The sequence below is a fragment of the Aquincola tertiaricarbonis genome (assembly GCF_000969605.1).
Taxonomy (GTDB): domain Bacteria; phylum Pseudomonadota; class Gammaproteobacteria; order Burkholderiales; family Burkholderiaceae_C; genus Aquincola; species Aquincola tertiaricarbonis.
Genome location: NZ_JZUE01000006.1, coordinates 131,710 through 146,804 on the forward strand (window position 1 = coordinate 131,710; position 15,095 = coordinate 146,804).

At 72.5% G+C, this 15,095-nt stretch carries 16 protein-coding genes; 4 read left to right on the forward strand and 12 right to left on the reverse strand.

Features of this window, described 5'->3' with window-relative positions; all coding sequences use genetic code 11:
* Positions 1 to 8: 8 nt before the first annotated feature.
* Together VO99_RS09095 and VO99_RS09100 are read right to left on the reverse strand one after the other, a co-directional pair.
* Positions 9 to 1,292, reverse strand: coding sequence for a sensor histidine kinase (locus VO99_RS09095; RefSeq protein ID WP_046112525.1), 1,284 nt, complete (start codon positions 1,290 to 1,292; stop codon positions 9 to 11).
* The gene (locus VO99_RS09100; RefSeq protein WP_046112526.1) at positions 1,282 to 1,950 is read right to left on the reverse strand and encodes a response regulator transcription factor; all 669 of its coding nucleotides are present in this window, start codon (positions 1,948 to 1,950) and stop codon (positions 1,282 to 1,284) included. The genes VO99_RS09095 and VO99_RS09100 overlap by 11 nt, the downstream gene beginning before the upstream one ends.
* 143 nt (positions 1,951 to 2,093) lie before the next feature.
* On the opposite strand from VO99_RS09100, the gene VO99_RS09105 reads away from it, so the two are divergent.
* A complete protein-coding gene (locus VO99_RS09105; RefSeq protein WP_046112527.1) occupies positions 2,094 to 2,921 on the forward strand; it encodes a MipA/OmpV family protein in 828 nt (275 codons plus the stop codon).
* A 31-nt stretch (positions 2,922 to 2,952) separates the two neighbouring features.
* Here VO99_RS09105 and VO99_RS09110 read toward each other — a convergent pair whose 3' ends face one another.
* Entirely contained in the window at positions 2,953 to 3,891 is a 939-nt protein-coding gene (locus VO99_RS09110) for a LysR family transcriptional regulator (protein WP_052736210.1), read from the reverse strand.
* A 99-nt stretch (positions 3,892 to 3,990) separates the two neighbouring features.
* Between VO99_RS09110 and VO99_RS09115 the strand changes: the two genes are divergently transcribed.
* On the forward strand, positions 3,991 to 5,214 hold the full coding sequence (locus tag VO99_RS09115) for an MFS transporter (protein WP_046112529.1): 1,224 nt from the start codon (positions 3,991 to 3,993) through the stop codon (positions 5,212 to 5,214).
* A 25-nt stretch (positions 5,215 to 5,239) separates the two neighbouring features.
* On the opposite strand, the gene soxZ is transcribed toward VO99_RS09115, so the two are convergent.
* Positions 5,240 to 5,560 carry a thiosulfate oxidation carrier complex protein SoxZ gene (soxZ, locus tag VO99_RS09120; RefSeq protein ID WP_046112530.1) on the reverse strand — a complete coding sequence of 107 codons (321 nt, stop codon included), beginning with the start codon at positions 5,558 to 5,560 and terminating at the stop codon, positions 5,240 to 5,242.
* The gene (locus VO99_RS09125) at positions 5,557 to 5,982 is read right to left on the reverse strand and encodes a thiosulfate oxidation carrier protein SoxY (protein ID WP_232315316.1); all 426 of its coding nucleotides are present in this window, start codon (positions 5,980 to 5,982) and stop codon (positions 5,557 to 5,559) included. The genes soxZ and VO99_RS09125 overlap by 4 nt, the downstream gene beginning before the upstream one ends.
* A gap of 113 nt (positions 5,983 to 6,095) precedes the next feature.
* Here VO99_RS09125 and VO99_RS28725 point away from each other — a divergent pair, with 113 nt between their 5' ends.
* Positions 6,096 to 7,031 (forward strand): hypothetical protein, encoded by a 936-nt coding sequence (locus VO99_RS28725; RefSeq protein WP_052736211.1) that lies wholly within the window; start codon positions 6,096 to 6,098, stop codon positions 7,029 to 7,031.
* A gap of 191 nt (positions 7,032 to 7,222) precedes the next feature.
* Here VO99_RS28725 and VO99_RS09135 read toward each other — a convergent pair whose 3' ends face one another.
* Positions 7,223 to 8,149, reverse strand: a complete 927-nt coding sequence (locus VO99_RS09135; RefSeq protein WP_046112661.1) for a pyridoxal-phosphate dependent enzyme — start codon at positions 8,147 to 8,149, stop codon at positions 7,223 to 7,225.
* Positions 8,150 to 8,399: 250 nt separating this feature from the next.
* Here VO99_RS09135 and VO99_RS09140 point away from each other — a divergent pair, with 250 nt between their 5' ends.
* The gene (locus VO99_RS09140; protein WP_046112532.1) at positions 8,400 to 10,118 is read left to right on the forward strand and encodes a response regulator; all 1,719 of its coding nucleotides are present in this window, start codon (positions 8,400 to 8,402) and stop codon (positions 10,116 to 10,118) included.
* 21 nt (positions 10,119 to 10,139) lie between these two features.
* On the opposite strand, the gene VO99_RS09145 is transcribed toward VO99_RS09140, so the two are convergent.
* Genes VO99_RS09145 through VO99_RS09170 form a run of 6 tightly spaced genes read right to left on the reverse strand, consistent with a single transcriptional unit; the run spans position 10,140 to position 15,008 of the window.
* A complete protein-coding gene (locus tag VO99_RS09145) occupies positions 10,140 to 11,159 on the reverse strand; it encodes an SDR family oxidoreductase (protein WP_046112533.1) in 1,020 nt (339 codons plus the stop codon).
* Between the two features lie 38 nt (positions 11,160 to 11,197).
* Positions 11,198 to 11,785 carry a DUF4286 family protein gene (locus VO99_RS30790; protein WP_083440469.1) on the reverse strand — a complete coding sequence of 196 codons (588 nt, stop codon included), beginning with the start codon at positions 11,783 to 11,785 and terminating at the stop codon, positions 11,198 to 11,200.
* 44 nt (positions 11,786 to 11,829) lie between these two features.
* On the reverse strand, positions 11,830 to 12,351 hold the full coding sequence (locus VO99_RS09155; protein ID WP_046112534.1) for a carboxymuconolactone decarboxylase family protein: 522 nt from the start codon (positions 12,349 to 12,351) through the stop codon (positions 11,830 to 11,832).
* Positions 12,348 to 13,322 carry a Bug family tripartite tricarboxylate transporter substrate binding protein gene (locus VO99_RS09160; protein WP_046112535.1) on the reverse strand — a complete coding sequence of 325 codons (975 nt, stop codon included), beginning with the start codon at positions 13,320 to 13,322 and terminating at the stop codon, positions 12,348 to 12,350. Before VO99_RS09160 ends, VO99_RS09155 begins: the two co-directional genes overlap by 4 nt.
* A gap of 31 nt (positions 13,323 to 13,353) precedes the next feature.
* Complete coding sequence (locus VO99_RS09165; protein ID WP_046112536.1) at positions 13,354 to 14,154, reverse strand: SDR family NAD(P)-dependent oxidoreductase; 801 nt, start codon at positions 14,152 to 14,154, stop codon at positions 13,354 to 13,356.
* Positions 14,151 to 15,008 carry an amidohydrolase family protein gene (locus tag VO99_RS09170; RefSeq protein WP_052736212.1) on the reverse strand — a complete coding sequence of 286 codons (858 nt, stop codon included), beginning with the start codon at positions 15,006 to 15,008 and terminating at the stop codon, positions 14,151 to 14,153. The genes VO99_RS09165 and VO99_RS09170 overlap by 4 nt, the downstream gene beginning before the upstream one ends.
* Positions 15,009 to 15,095: the final 87 nt, after the last annotated feature.

A 15,095-nucleotide genomic window follows, 5' to 3' on the forward strand; every position in this document is an offset into this window, starting at 1 on the left:
GCTGCCATTCAGCTGCTTGCCGGAAGCGCCACATGCACGGCAAAGCGGCCGCCGTGGCGCCCATGCGTCAACACCCAGCCCTCCCGCTCGCAGATGCGCGAGACGATCTGAAGCCCATAGCCGGTCGAGGCCGCACTGCGCGGCTGCCCCTGCACGTCGTTCTCGATCGCGATCCCTTTGGCGTCCGCCCGCACCACGATCCAGCTGTGGGCGTAGGCCACGGCGTTGCGCAGAAGGTTGTCGATCAGCACCGGACCCAGGCCCGGGGCCGCCCGCACGCGCACATGCACATCCAGCTGCCGCTCGATCCGCAGCCCCTTCTGCATGGCCAATGGGGCAAGCCGATCGAGCAGGTCCTGGATGATCGTCGCGAGGTCCAGCTCCTGCAGGTCACGGTCGCCCTGCTCTTCCGGGCGGCGGCCCAGCGCCAGCAGCGCGGCCACGAGATCCGCCATGTCGTTGGCGCTTTGTTCCATGCGCAGCAGCGCCCGTTCACGCACGGGCGCCTCGTCGGTTGCACGCAGCACGGCAAGACTGCTCTTGAAGACCGCCACCGGCGTGCGCAGCTCATGGCTTGCGAAGCGCGTGAATTCCCGCTCACGTTGAAGGAAGTCGCTGAGCCGGGCCACGAGCGCCGCGAAGCCGCGGCTGAGCGCGCCCACCTCGTCGCCGCGTTGGGCGCCCGAGAACGCCACCGGTCCTTCGCGATGGCCGTTCACCTCCCGCGTCAAGGCGACCAGCGGCATCGAGAGCTGGCGCGCCAGCATGCCGCCGATGGCGCCGCTCAGGGCCGTCACCGCCGCGCCGACCAGCAGCAGCGTGAGCAGCGCATAGGGCTCCAGGTCGTCGATGTCGAGAATCCCGTCGCCATCGATGACGGCATAGAGCGCATCGCTGCCGCCCCCGATCGAGACGACACGCAGCATGGTGCCGTCGTCGCGCCGGCGGTGCGTACCCGGCCCATACGAGGCCGCCCAGGCCGGCAGGTCCGGCGAGGCGCGCACGTAGAAGCGCACCACCTCCAGGCCCGGCGCGAGAAGCGCGCCGTGATGCGCAGGCGGCGCCAGCGCCCGAACCCGCTCCACCATGCCCTGCGTGGCGGCGTCCCCGCCCGGGCGCTCGATCTGCGCGATCGCGTGCTCCACCACGGCGCCAAGGTAGCGGCGCAGCAGATACTCTTCGGTCCCGAGCGAGACGAGGTAAATCAGCAAGCCGTAGAGCAGCGCGGTGGCCGCGGCGAAGCGCATGAACGCCCGGCGCAGGCGCCGCTGGAAGCTGCCCTCACCGGACAAGGCGCCACCCCTTGCCATGGACCGTCTCGATCAATTCGCGTTCCCCGGTGATGGTCAGCGCATTGCGCAGCCGGTAGATGTGGGTGCGCAGCGCATCGCTGTCTGGCACATGGTCGCCCCACAGTTCCCGCTCGAGCACGGCGCGCTCCACGGTCAGCGGTGAGCGCGCAGCAAGGATCTTCAGCACCCGCCATTGCAGCTCGTGAAGCCGGATGCGCCGGCCGTTGCGCACCACGAGGCCTGCACCGTGGTCGAGCATCACTTCGCCCAGCACCTGCGTGGAGACCTCGGGACGTCGCCCTCGGGCCGTGAGCGCCTGCAGGCGAAGAAGGAGCTCCTCCATCTCGAACGGCTTCACCAGGTAGTCGTCCGCGCCGCGTGCGAAGCCCACCTTCTTGTCCTGCAGCGTGTCGCGTGCGGTCAGGAAGATCACGGGCGTCTCGTCGCGCATCTCGCTGCGCAGTCGCTCGCACACCTCCAGCCCGTCAATCCCCGGAACGGCCACGTCGAGCACGTAGACATCGAATCGCGCACCCTTCGCCAGATCGAGGAACGCCTGCCCATGGAAGGCCAGGTCGACCGCGCAGCCCCGCAGCTCCAGGTAGTCCGACAAGGCACCGGCCAGCGCCAGACTGTCTTCGAGGATCAGTACCCGCATGGCGATGCGGCCACGACGACGAGGGCGTGTGACGTTTGGTTCACGGAGGGCTTCCTAAGATGGCCGAGGCGTGCAAAGTCAGTATCCGGCAGTTCCGGCGCAGTGCACGCGTCATGTGGAAACTCCTGCAGGAAGGCTGTCAGATGAAGAAGCTCACGGGCTGGCTGTTGGTCTTGGTCATGCAAGCCTGCTGCTTGCACACCGCCTCGGCGCAAGACGGCAGGACGGCGTTGGTCCCCTTGCCTTCCGTCGACGACTTCACCCGCGGCAAGGATGGATGGGCCTTTGCACTGGGATTGAGCCTCGAATATGAATCCGCCTACGAAGGCTCGGACGAGTTCGGCTTCGGGGTCGAGCCGGCGGGTGCCGTGCAATGGCGCCGAGGGGACGATGTCTTCTATTGGGCCGGCCAGGCACTGGGCTGGCGTGGACTGCGCGCCAACACCTGGCTGCTGGAGGCCGCCGTGGGCTTCGACGAGGACCGCAAGGAAAGCGATTCCGATGACCGTCGTTTGCGGGGACTCGGCGACACGGACGACAACGTGGAACTGGTGCTGCAGGCGCGTCGTGCGCTCGATGCCGATTGGCGGTACTGGGCCATCGGTCGGGTGGTGACCGGACGCCATGGCAACCTGGGCCTGCTGGGCGTGGGCCGGCGCTTTGGCGACAGGCTCGACGGGACGGGGTCCGAGATCAACGTGGTCGCGGTGTTTCACGACAGCAAGCGGGCCAACAAGGACTTCGGCATCACCGCACGGCAGTCGGCTGCCTCCGGCTTGAGCCAGACCCGGTTGGGCGGCGGATTCCGCTCGCTGGGGCTCAACTACGTCTTCCGCCACAACATCAACAACCATTGGCAGGTGTTCGGCGAGGCGCTTTACGAGCGCTTCGGCAGCGACATCAAGGACAGCCCGATTGCCCGCAGCAGGTATGAGGCCGAGGTGGGTGTCGGGGTTGTCTATCGCTTCTAGAAGGGCTCGGTCCGCTGAAGCCCGCTCCTTCTCATCCAGCCGGATTCACCACCCGCTCCATCGCTCCCCGCATCACCTCCACGAAGCGCCGCAGGCGCGCCGGGTGGTAGCGGGCCTGGGGATAGACCAGCCACACCGGCAGCGGCTCGGCGCACCAGCGGGGCGTGAGCTGCACCAGGCTGCCTTCGGCCAGCGCGTCGGCCATCACCCAGGCCGAGCCCACGGCCACGCCCAGGCCCAGCATCGCGGCGCTGCGCAGCGCGTACAGGCTGTCGGTGGCCATGCGCGGGCGCAGGGGCAGCACCGCCTGCTCGCCGGTGGTGTCGTGCACCAGGGTGATCTCGTCGCGGTAGTAGGTGCGCAGCGCCAGCCAGGGCAGCCCGGCCAGTTCGGCCGCATGGGTGGGCCGCGGGCCCGTGCCCAGCACCCCGGGAGCGGCCACCACGATGCGCGGCACCTGTGACAGGCGGATGGCCACCACCGACGGATCGGTGACGGCGCCCACATGGATGGCGCAGTCGATGCCGTCGGCCACGAAGTTGGGCGTGCCGTCGTGCAGCAGCCATTCCACGTTCACCCGCGGCCAGCGCCGAAGATAGGCCGCCAGCGGCGCCACCAGCCGCTGCTGGCCAAAGGCATGCGGCACCACCACGCGCAGCGTGCCTTCGGGCTCGTCCACCGCACCGCGCAGGTCGGCCTCCAGCGCCTGCCAGCCGTCCAGCAGTTCGCGCGCGCGCAGGTAGCAGCGCTCGCCGTCCTCGGTGAGCTTCATCGTGTGGGTGGACCGCATCAGCAGCGGCAGGCCCAGCGCCCGCTCCAGCGCCTGCAGCCGGCGGCTGACGGTGGGCTGGGTGGTGCCCAGCTGCACCGCCGCGGCCGAGAGGCTGCCGGCCTCCACGATGCGCACGAAGGTCTGCATCAGGGCGATGCGGTCCAGCGACAGCGGGGCAGTGAGTTCGGCTTCCTTCATGCGCCCATCGTATGAGCACTGTGCAGCCGCCGCCACTACCAGCCGCCCGCTGTGCTCGTCACACTGGCGGCACTGTCGTTCCATCCCAGGTTGTTCCCCATGGCTTCCATTCCCGCTCCGCATACGCAGCTCGCTCCGGCCACCCCGGCTCCAGCCGCCCTGCCCCGTTCCCTGGTGGCGCTGCTGGCCGGTGCGGCCGGGCTGTCGGTGGCCTCGCTGTACTACAGCCAGCCGATGCTGGGCGTGCTGGGCCCGGACATCGGCGCCAGCGAACGCACCGTGGGCCTGGTGCCCACGCTGACGCAGCTGGGCTATGCGCTGGGCATCGGCCTGCTGGCACCGCTGGGCGACCGCTACGACCGCCGCCGCATCATCGTCATCAAGGCGGCGGTGCTGGCGCTGGCGCTGCTGGTGGCCGGCGCTGCGCCGGGCGTGGCCTGGCTGCTGGCGGCCAGCCTGGTGATCGGCCTGGCCGCCACGCTGGCGCAGGACGTGGTGCCCGCCGCCGCCACACTGGCCCCGGAGGCGCACCGCGGCAAGGTGGTGGGCACCGTGATGACCGGGCTGCTGGGCGGCATCCTGCTGTCGCGGGTGATCAGCGGCTTCGTGGCCGAGCACTTCGGCTGGCGCGCGGTGTTCATCGCCGCGGCGCTGAGCATCGTGGCGGTGGGCGCGGCGGCCTGGCGCGGGCTGCCGCGCTTCCAGCCGACCACCCGGCTGGCCTACGGCGCGCTGCTGGGTTCCCTCGCGCAGCTGTGGCGGCGCCATGCGGCGCTGCGCCGGGCCACGCTGGCGCAGGGCCTGCTGTCGGTGGGCTTCAGCGCCTTCTGGTCCACGCTGGCGGTGATGCTGCATGCCGCGCCATTCCACCTGGGCAGCGCGGCCGCCGGTGCCTTCGGCCTGGCCGGTGCCGCCGGCGCGCTGGCCGCGCCGCTGGCCGGCCGCATGGCCGACCGGGGCGGCCCGGGCCGGGTGACCCGCTGGGGCGCGGGCCTGGTGACCCTGTCCTTCGCCGGCATGGCGGCGCTGCCGCTGCTGCCGCCCGGCGCGGGCCTGTGGCTGCTGGGCCTGGCGGCGGTGGGCTTCGACCTGGGCATCCAGGCCACGCTGATCGCGCACCAGTCCATCGTCTACGGCATCGAGCCCGGCGCCCGCAGCCGGCTGAATGCGGTGCTGTTCGTCGGCGTGTTCGTGGGCATGGCCGTGGGCGCCGCGCTCGGCAGCCTGGCGCTGTCCAGCTGGGGCTGGCCGGGCGTGACCGCGCTGGCCACGGCGGCGGCACTGGCCGCGCTGGCGGTGCGCCTTCGCACGCCGCAGGATTGAACGGGCGGCGCCGGATGGCTGGCGGTCAACCCACCAGCGCCTCGTCGCTGCGCTGGCCGCCGCGGTTGTCCTGCCAGCGCACACCGATGCGGTCGCCCGCGCGGGCGCCGCGCAGCATCAGCTGCAGGTAGGGGTTGCGCGACACCGCCGTGCCCCAATGAGCCTGCAGCACCGGCTGGCCGTTCAAAGCCACCTCCACCTGCTCGATGTGCCAGGCCGGCACCAGGCGGCCATCGGCATCCTGGCGCAGGCCGGTTTCCATGTCGTGCGCCATCAGCACCCGCACTTCCACCCGGCCATCGGCCAGCAGGCGAGCCCGGATGAGGCTGGGAGCGGTCCCGCTCATGCGCAGCCGCCCAGCACCACGGTGACCTGCCGGCGTGCGTAGAGCACGCGGCCGTCGTCCATCAGGGCCACCGCCAGCACGCCGGTGGATTCGGCCATCTTCACCCGCAGCGAGAAGTCGGGCTCCACCGCCGCCGTCGGCTGGAACTGCGCGCACAGCAGCGTGGGATTGTTCTCCACCAGCAAGAGCAGCTGCCGCACGCCCGGCACCAGGGCGGCCAGACGCACCGGCACCACCGCGCCGTTTTCCGCCACGTCCGGCACTTCCAGCAGCACCTCGGCGCTTTCCACGGGGACGGCCGCGTCCAGTACCTGCATCAGCGCCGGCAGGCTGCGCGCCTCGAAGGCCGGCCGCGCCGCGGCTTGAGCCGTGGACGGCAGCAGCCCGAGGCCGGCCAGCAGGCCGGCGACACGCCAGGCCATCTCCATACCTTGCTGCAAGGCTGCGCGCCGCCGGGGCGATGGAAGGGTGGACGGGCGCTTCATGGGCCGATGCTAGTCCTGGCAAGGCCTGACCGGGTTGGAGTCGGTAAGGCGTGCCGACTGGCGTATCCTCGCGCCTGGCCGCGCTGGCCCTGGCCGACCTGCAGGCCGCCGGCGTGCAAATGCGGCTGGGCCACACGGTGACCGCCCTGCACCGCAGCGCCGACGGCCTGGCGCTGCAGGTGCAGGGCCCGCAGCCGCAGGATGTGCAGGCGGTGGCCGCCCGCCGGGTGTTCAACTGCACCTACAGCGGGCTCAACCACATCGGCGGCGACCATCCCGGCGCGCTCACGCAGCTCAAGCACGAGCTCACCGAGATGGCGTTGGTGGAGGTGCCGCCGGCGCTGCGCCAGGTGGGCGTGACGGTGATGGACGGGCCCTTCTTCTCGTGCATGGCGTTTCCCTCGCAACGGCTGCACACCTTGTCGCACGTGCGCTATACGCCGCATGCCCACTGGAACGACACGCCCGCGGTCAACCCCTACCGGCGGCTGGCCGGCTACGAGCGCGACAGCCGCTTCGACCGCATGCTGCGCGACAGCAGCCGCTACCTGCCGGCGCTGGCCGGCGCACAGTACCGCCAGTCGCTGTTCGAGGTGAAGACCATTTTGTGCAAGAACGAGGGCGACGACGGCCGCCCCATCCTGTTCGAGCGGTCCGCCGTGGCCCGCGCTGCAGCGGCTGGCCTGGCTGGCCGTGGCGGCGCCGCTGCTGCTGCCCACCCTGGCCGGCATGCCGCTGGTGGACGATCCCTTCCACCGCGGCGAGTATTTCGCGGCCACGGTGGGCCTGGCGCAACGGGCGCTCGGAGGCGGCGATGCGGCCGCCGTGCTGCCGCTGACCATCCACGGCGCCTTCGACTTCCTGCCCGCGATGCTGGCGCGTGCGCTGTCGCCGGCGGTGCCTGGCATGCGCCAGCCCTGCCGCACGGAAGGATCGATGTCTTGGTTCATGCACTCCACCTCAGGATCAGCCCGCGCGCGCGGTGAGCAGGCCCACGCCGGCCACCACCAGCGCCAGCCCCAGCAGCGTCGTCCAGTACACCGGCTCGCGGAAGATCACCACGGACAGCACCGCCACCGCGGCGATGGCGTGCCGGCCTGCAGCACCTGGGTGCTGTGCGTGCTGGTGAATGCCTGCCGCGGGCGCTACGACCCCGCCGGCGCGGCGGCCTGAAGGCTCAGCCGCCGGCCAGCGCCGCCGCCAGGCGCCGCAGGTCGGCATGCGGGGTGCAGACGCCGCCGCACACGATCACCAGCAGCCGCCGCGCCTGCTGCAGCACGGGCAGCGGCCGCTCCATGGCTACCGCCAGCGCGGCGCCGCAGGCCGGCTCCACCACCACCCGGTGGTCGTCGGCAAAGCGCAGGCAGGCCTGCACCGCCTGCGCATCGCTCACCTGCACCGCCTGCACCGGATGGGCGCGGGCGCAGGCGAGCGCCTGCTCCGCCACCCGGCGCGCGCCCAGCGAGGTCGCCACGCTGGTGATCGCCGGCAGCGTCACCAGCTCGCCGGCCTGCAGCGCCGCGGCCAGGGAGGCGGCGCCGGTGGTCTCCACCGCCACCACCGGCACGTCGTGCCAGCCCTGGGCCTGCAGGCCCTGCACCACGCCGCTGAGCAGGCCGCCGCCGCCCACCGACAGCACCACTGCATCGGGCCGCAGGCCCTGCGCGGCCACCTCGTCGATCATCGTGGCGTGGCCCTGCCACAGCAGCGGATCGTCGAACGGATGCACGAAGGCGTCGTCCGGCCCACGCAGCTGCTGCAGGTGATCGTTGGCCTCTTGCCAGCTGCTGCCGTGCACGATGACCTCGGCGCCCTGCTGCGCGATCAGCGCCTTGGGATGCGCCAGCGTGGTCTCGGGCACCACCACCGTCACCGGCAGGCCCAGCCGGCGGCCGGCCCAGGCCACCGCCAGGCCGGCATTGCCGCCGGAGGACGACAGCAGCCGACGGGCACCGCGGCCGGCCAGCACCTCGCACGCATGGCCCACGCCGCGCAGCTTGAAGGAACCGCAGGGCTGCAGCGCCTCCATCTTCAGCCAGGTGGCCTGGCCCGGGCGGCCATAGGCGTCGGATTCGATCAGCGGCGTGGTGAGGTGCAAGGGCATGGGCGCCAGGAGGGTGTACTGCAGGACCACCAGCCTAACCGAGGCCAGCGGCCGCGCCGCCGCCACCGCTTGTTACAGCTGCGTGCGCCGGACGGCCGGCCCAGCCCTGAAGCCGGCCGCTTTGCCGCCGAAAATGTCAATGCCCAATTCTCGGAGTACCCGATGTCGCCGCAGGCGCGCCCCTTGCCCTCCCAGCAGCCTGGCTGCGGCGCCGCCGCATGGAGCAAACGTCGGATGGGCGAGGACCGGAATGGACAGTGAGCGCCGCTTGCGGGTGCTGATCGCCGACGACAGCGAGGACCTCGCGCACGTCACGGCGGAGCTGATCCGCCTGGCCCTGCCTGCCGACGTGGAGACGGTGTACGACGGCGTGGCCGCGCTGGAGCGTGCGCTGGCCTGGCAGCCCGACGTGGTGCTGCTGGACCTGTACATGCCGGGGCTGGACGGCATCGAGGTGGCGCGCCGGCTGCGCCAGGCGGCGCTGCCGCGCCGGCCGTTCTGCATTGCCGTCACCGGCCGGCCCGATGCCGCTGGCCGGCTGGACGCCATCGACAGCCAGTTCGACCGGGTGTTCGCCAAGCCGCTGGACGTCGACCTGCTGATCGCCGCGCTGGCCCGGCTGGCCCGACCGCAGCCGCCGGAGGCGCGGCCGCAGCCGCACCCCTTCAACCTGGGCGAGCTGTTCACCCGCGCCGCGCGCCAGGTGATGCCGGTGGCGCGGCACCTGTCCTTCAGCTTCGACTACCGCGGCCCCGGCGTGGTGGTGGAGGGCGAATCCATCGACGTGCACTGCGGCCTGCACCGCATGCTGCTGGGCGCGGTGGACATGCTGGCCGACGGCTTCGTGCTCTTCACCGCCGAGACCACGCTGCTGCCCGGCGGCGGCTGCAGCACCCTGGTGCAGGCCGCCGGCACCGGCACCCTGCACGGCCCTGCCCGGCTGGCCGACGTGCTCGCCCGCATGCACCTGCTGGCCCCCGAGACGCCCGACGCCACCGGCGCCGACGCGGCCGGGCCGCCGCACAGCGCGGTGGGCCGCTGCCCCAACACCGGCGCCACGGTGCGCTTCACCCTCGATCCGCACGAGGGCATCCTGCTGCGGGCCGAGCTGCGCTTCCCACGCGCGGAGCAGGACGAATCGGCCCACGGCGCCGATGCCACCGGCGCCCGCGCCTGGCTGGTGGACAGCGACGAGGTGCCCGCCGCCTGGCTGCACCGCCGGCTGCAGCGCCTGGGCTGGCGGGTCACCCGCTTCGCCCGCTGCGAGGACGCGGTGAGCCAGGCCACCGAGCCCGGCATGCGGGCGCCGTCGCTGCTGGTGGTGGTGGAGTCGCCGCTGATGCGCCCGACCGCGCCGCTGGCGCTGCAGCAGGCGCTGCCGCACAGCACGCAGGCGGTGCTGGCGGTGATGGCCGGCTCGCCCTGGCTGGGCTCGCCGGAGACGCTGCCGGGCTTCGACATCCGGGTGTATCCCTTCAGCCCGCTGGAACTGGCCGAGTTCGCCAGCATCGCCCGGCCGGACCAGCCCACCCGCTCCGGCAGCTCGGTGTCGGGCGCCACCCTCACCGGTGCGCTGGGCCTGGCCGACCGGCCGCTGGTGCTGCTGGTGGACGACAACGAGATCAACCGCCTGGTGGGCCGCGCGCTGGTGGAGGCGCTGGGCTACGAGGTGCTGACCGCCAACGACGGCCTGGACGCCATCGACCAGTGCCGCATCAACCGCCCGCAGGTGGTGCTGATGGACCTGGACATGCCGGTGCTCAAGGGCGTGGAGGCCACGGTGCGGCTGCGCGAGCTGCAGCGCACCGGCGAGATGCCGCCGTTCTCGATCATCGCGGCCACCGCCGATGCCACGGTGGAGGCCCGCGAAGCCTGCGCTCGCTCGGGCATGGACGGCTTCATGAGCAAGCCGCTGGACATCGCCGAGCTGCGCAGCCAGCTGCGCCGCTTCAGCGCGGCGCGGGTCTAGGACGCGGCGCGCCCTGGCGCCTTACCGGCTGCGGCCGCGCCACAGCGCATAGGCCAGCGCCGCCAGCGCCAGTGCCACGGCGCCACCGGCCACCGGCGCGGTGGCCGCGGGCAGCGGCGAGGCGGCCCGGTAGCCGCCGTCCACCGCATGGCGGCGCGAGGGATCGAACAGGTTGCCCGAGGTGCTGGGGGCCGCGTCGGCCCGCTGCAAGGCGGTGTCGAAAAGCCGCTTGGTGGCGCGGCCCAGCAGGCCCGGCGCGAGGGCATGCGCCAGCCGGGAAGGCCAGGCCACGCTGCCGATGGACAGCGCATCGCGCGGTCGCTTGACCAGCCCCACCACCGCCCGCGCCACCTGCTGCGGATCGAGCAGCGGCGGCGGCGGCTTGAGGCGGCGGCCGGTGTAGTTGCCGCCGTTCTGGAAGCCCGGCGTGTCCACGAAGGTGGGATAGACCTCGCACACGTGCACGTCGGGCAGGTCGCGCAGCTCGGCCCGCAGGGCCTCGGAAAAGCCGCGCAGGCCGAACTTGCTGGCGGTGTAGGCCACCGCATAGGGCGTGGGCGCCCAGGCGCCGATGGACACCATGTTGATCAGCGTGCCGCGCTGCTGCTGCCGGAAGTGCTGCACGGCGGCATGGGCGCCGTTCATCTCGCCCAGCAGGTTGGTCTCCACCACGCGCCGGTGCACCGCGATGGGAATCTCGTCGAAGCGGCCCACCACGCCCACGCCGGCGTTGTTGATCCACACGTCGATGCTGCCGAAGCGGCTGATGGCGGCATCGGCCAGGGCGCGCACCGCGGCCGCGTCCACCACGTCGGTGGGCACGGCCAGCGCCTCGCCGCCGCGGCGCTCGCATTCGGCGGCCACCGCTTCCAGCGCGGCGCGGTCACGCGCGGCCAGCACCACGGTGGCACCTTGCTCGGCCAGCGCCAGCGCGGTGGCGCGGCCGATGCCGCTGGACGCGCCGGTGAGCACCACCACCCGCGAGCCGAGCGCGCGGGAGCCCGCGCGCGAAGAGGAAGTTGTATAGGCAGGATTGAGCATGCAGCGCGCCGGGCAAGCTGCATGCCCGGTGGGGCGGCTCAAGCGGGCGGGGCCGGCGGCACCAGGTCCACGCGCCGGAACATCGTGCGGCGGGTGTTGCGGAAGTGCGGCCGCACCCGGCTGCTCCAGTCGGTGGCACGCACCGCAAGCCAGGCCGGGCTGCCGAAGGCCTGCTCCTCGGCCAGCTCGTAGCAGGCGTGATAGCGCGGCGACCCGGGCCCGGCCTCCTCGCACAGCCAGCGGCTGGCCTGCACGGTGCCGGGCACCGCGGCCAGGCCGGGGGCATGCTCGGTCTCGTACCAGGCATTGAAGTCGGCCTCGTGTTCGGGCAGCACGTCGGTCGCCACCACATAGTGCCAGGGCGCAGGCCGCCCGGCGGCCTGGCCGGCACGGTGCCACAGCGGCTGCAGCCTCAGCCAGCGCGCCTGCGGCAGCAGCCGGCGCAAGGCGGCCATGTCGGCATCTGCGGGGGCGTACAGGCGGGCCTCGCCGCCCTGCACCGCCTGGTACAGCACGCGGGCGCCGGCCGCGTGCAGGGCCTGCAGCGTGGCCGGCGCCAGCGACGGCGCATCGGCGGGCAGCGCCTGCAGCCAGGCCAGCAGCACGGGAGCGTGGGGATCGGGCATCGGGCTTTCCTTGCGGTCGGGTTGCAGGGCTCGGCGGTCGAGCCTCAGTGCGTGATGTCCAGCGCCACCAGCAGCCGCGAGACCATGTTGTAGGCGGCCACGGTGGCCACCAGCTCCAGCACGCCCTGGGCATCCCACTCGGCCTGCAGCCGTGCCATCAGCGCCGCGGGCACCTCGATGTCGCGGGTCATCGCGTCGGTGAGCTCCAGCACCAGGCGCTCGCGCGGGCCGAACACCTCGGCCAGCGGCTGCTGCCGCACGGCCTCGATGGCGGCCTCCGGTACGCCGGCCTGCCGGGCATGCGGCACATGGGCATGGAACTCGAAGCTGGCGCGGTTGAGCACCGCCACCCGCAGGATGATGAGCTCGCGCAGATCGGCCGGCAGGCCGGTCTGGTTGCGCACCGCGGTGAGCATGCGCTCCCAGCCGGCGGCGATCGGCGGGCTGTTCAGCAGCGCCTGGTACAGCAGCGAGATGCGGCCGCGTTCGGCCAGGATGCGGGCCTCGGTCTCGGCCAGCTCGGGGCGGGTGCCGGGTTCGACGAGCGGGATGCGCGGCATCGTCATTCCACCTTGATCTTCTTGTCGCGGATCAGCCTGGCCCACTTGGCGGTGTCGGCCTTCAGCAGCGTGGCCAGCTCCTGCGGCGTGGAGGGCGCCGGTTCGGCGCCGGTGCTCAGCAGCCGCTCCTGCAGGCCCGGGTCGGCCAGCGCGCGGCGCACCGCCTTGTTCAGCGCCTCCACGGTGGCGGGCGGCGTCCTGGCGGGCACGAACAGCGCATACCAGTTGTTGGTGTCCACCCCCGGCAGGCCCTGCTCGGCCAGCGTGGGCACGTCCGGCAGCGCAGGATGGCGCCGGGTGGCGGCAATGCCCAGCGGCTTCAGCTTGCCGCCCTTCACATGGCCGATCAGGCCGGGAATGTCGCCGAAGAAGCCGCCCACCTGGCCGCCCATCACGTCGGTGATGGCTGGAGCCGCGCCGCGGTAGGGAATGTGGGTGATGGGCGCGCCGCTGGCGTCGATCAGCTGCTCGATGGCCAGGTGCGGGATGCTGCCGATGCCCGAGCTGCCCATGGCCACGGGTGGCTTGGCCTTCTTCGCATTGGCCACGAATTCGGCGGCAGTCTTTGCCGGGTCGGCCGGGTTGACCACCAGCAGCTCCACGTTGTTGACCACCAGCGAGACGGGCGCGAAGTCGCGCTGCATGTCGTAGGGCAGCTTCTCGTACAGCGAGGGATTGACCGCCGCCGCGCCCACGCTGGTGATCCACAGCGTGCTGCCGTCGGCCGGCGCGCGCATCACCTCGCTGGCGCCGATGGCGCCGTTGGCGCCGCCCTTGTTGTCGATGATGACGGTCTGCTGCAGCTCCTTGCCCAGCTGCTCGCCCAGCGCGCGGGCCACGAAGTCCACCGGCCCGCCAGGCGGGAAGGAGACGACGATGCGGGTGGTCTTGCCCGGTTGGGCCAGCACGGGGGCGGTGCCGGCCAGGGCCAGCGCGAGGAGGATGGCGGCGTTGGCCGCGCGTCGGTGAAGCGTCATGGCGTCTCCTTGTCGTTGTCGGTACGGGTGCTCAGTCGCAGCGCGCGGTCATGCCGCCGTCCACCACGATCTCGGTGCCGGTGATGAAGCGGGCCTCGTCGCTGGCCAGGAACAGCACCGCCGCGGCGGTGTCGCGGCCATCGCCCATGAAGCCCAGGGGAATGCGCTGCTGCCGCTGCGCCAGCAGCGCCTGCACGTCGCCGCCGGCGCGCTGGCCGGCCAGGCGGGCTTCCACCATCGGCGTGTGCAGCTGGCCGGGCACCACGCAGTTCACCCGCACGCCATCGCCCGCATGCTGCACGGCCACCACGCGGCTGAGCTGGATGACGCCGGCCTTGCTGGCCGCATAGGCCACCTGGGCCGCACCCGTCCAGCGCAGGCCGGAGGTGGACGAGACGTTGACGATGGCGCCGCTGCGCTGCGCCACCATCGTGGGCAGCACCTGCTTGCAGGCCAGGAAGACGCTCTTCAGGTTGAGGTCGATCTGCGAATCCCAGACCTCCTCGTCCATCTCCACCGGCCCCCCCTTGGCGGAGCCGCCCACGTTGTTCACCAGCACGTCGATGCGGCCGAAGGCACGCAGGCATTCGGCGGCCATCGCGGCCACGCCGGCGGCATCGGTCACGTCGCCGGTCCAGGGCCGGATGCGGCCGCCCAGCTCGCCGGCGCGCTGCAGCGTCTCGTCCAGCCGGGCCGCGTCGCGGTCCACCGCCAGCACCTGCGCGCCCTGCTCGGCCAGCTGCACCGCCACCGCGCGGCCATTGCCCCAGCCCGGGCCCACGCAGCCCGCCCCGGTGACGATGGCCACCTTGCCTTCGAAGCGGCGGTTCATGCCGACACCGCCACGCCGGCATCGCCGAAGCGGTACAGCCGCTGCGGGTTGTCCACCAGCAAGGCCTGTCGCTGCGCCGCGCTCGGCGCCATCTGCTCGATCAGGGACACGAGTTCTTCCTCCACCGGCAGCGGGCCGGCATGGTTGGGATGGGGCCAGTCGTTGCCCCACAGCACGCGGTCGCCATGCGCGGCCACCAGCGCCCGGGCATAGGGCAGCGCATCGGCATAGGGCGGCCCGGTGCGGGTGATGCGGTCGCAACCGCTGACCTTCACCCAGAAGCGTTCGTCGTCCAGCAGCCACTGCAGCGCGCGGAAGGCCGGCTGGTGCAGCCCGGCGCCGGCGTCGATGCGGCCGATGTGGTCGATGACCACCGGCACCGGGCTGCGGCGCAGCGCCGGGCCCAGGTCGGTCAGCAGCGCCGGATCGCCATGGATCTGCAGGTGCCAGCCCAGCGGCGCCAGCCGGGCGGCCAGCGCCAGCACCTGCTCGATGGGCGTGCCGCCGCCCAGGTGGGCCATGTAGTTGAAGCGCACGCCCCGGAAGCCGGCCGCGTCCAGCCGCTGCAGCTCGGCATCGGCCACGTCCGGCGGCAGCAGCGCGATGCCGCGGTAGTCGTGCGGCCGGGCCGCCACCGCATCGGCCGTGGCGCGGTTGTCGAAGCCGTGGCAGGCGCTCTGCACCACCACGCAGCGCTGCAGGCCCAGGCGGTCGTTCAGCGCCAGCAGCGCCTCCTTCGGCGCCTGCGCCGCGGGCACGAAGGCGCCTTCGGCATAGGGAAAGCGCTCGGGCGGGCCGAACACATGGCAGTGCGCATTGCAGGCACCGGCAGGCAGGGCGGAGGTGGGGCTCATGCTGCCGATTCTGCGCAGTCGCCCGCCAGAGCGTAACGGCATGCCGCCTATACCAGTTATGCTGATCCGCTATGGAGGAAGCAGGCG

Bases quoted from the DNA above. Each gene is read 5' to 3' on its own strand.
- VO99_RS09170 (WP_052736212.1), bottom strand. From the start codon at position 15,008: ATGAGCCCCACCTCCGCCCTGCCTGCCGGTGCCTGCAATGCGCACTGC.
- VO99_RS09140 (WP_046112532.1), top strand. From the start codon at position 8,400: ATGGACAGTGAGCGCCGCTTGCGGGTGCTGATCGCCGACGACAGCGAG.
- soxZ (WP_046112530.1), bottom strand. From the start codon at position 5,560: ATGAGCGGGACCGCTCCCAGCCTCATCCGGGCTCGCCTGCTGGCCGAT.
- VO99_RS09125 (WP_232315316.1), bottom strand. From the start codon at position 5,982: ATGGCCTGGCGTGTCGCCGGCCTGCTGGCCGGCCTCGGGCTGCTGCCG.
- VO99_RS09110 (WP_052736210.1), bottom strand. From the start codon at position 3,891: ATGAAGGAAGCCGAACTCACTGCCCCGCTGTCGCTGGACCGCATCGCC.
- VO99_RS09165 (WP_046112536.1), bottom strand. From the start codon at position 14,154: ATGAACCGCCGCTTCGAAGGCAAGGTGGCCATCGTCACCGGGGCGGGC.
- VO99_RS30790 (WP_083440469.1), bottom strand. From the start codon at position 11,785: ATGCCCGATCCCCACGCTCCCGTGCTGCTGGCCTGGCTGCAGGCGCTG.
- VO99_RS09160 (WP_046112535.1), bottom strand. From the start codon at position 13,322: ATGACGCTTCACCGACGCGCGGCCAACGCCGCCATCCTCCTCGCGCTG.
- VO99_RS09145 (WP_046112533.1), bottom strand. From the start codon at position 11,159: ATGCTCAATCCTGCCTATACAACTTCCTCTTCGCGCGCGGGCTCCCGC.
- VO99_RS09135 (WP_046112661.1), bottom strand. From the start codon at position 8,149: ATGCCCTTGCACCTCACCACGCCGCTGATCGAATCCGACGCCTATGGC.
- VO99_RS09105 (WP_046112527.1), top strand. From the start codon at position 2,094: ATGAAGAAGCTCACGGGCTGGCTGTTGGTCTTGGTCATGCAAGCCTGC.
- VO99_RS09100 (WP_046112526.1), bottom strand. From the start codon at position 1,950: ATGCGGGTACTGATCCTCGAAGACAGTCTGGCGCTGGCCGGTGCCTTG.
- VO99_RS09155 (WP_046112534.1), bottom strand. From the start codon at position 12,351: ATGACGATGCCGCGCATCCCGCTCGTCGAACCCGGCACCCGCCCCGAG.
- VO99_RS09115 (WP_046112529.1), top strand. From the start codon at position 3,991: ATGGCTTCCATTCCCGCTCCGCATACGCAGCTCGCTCCGGCCACCCCG.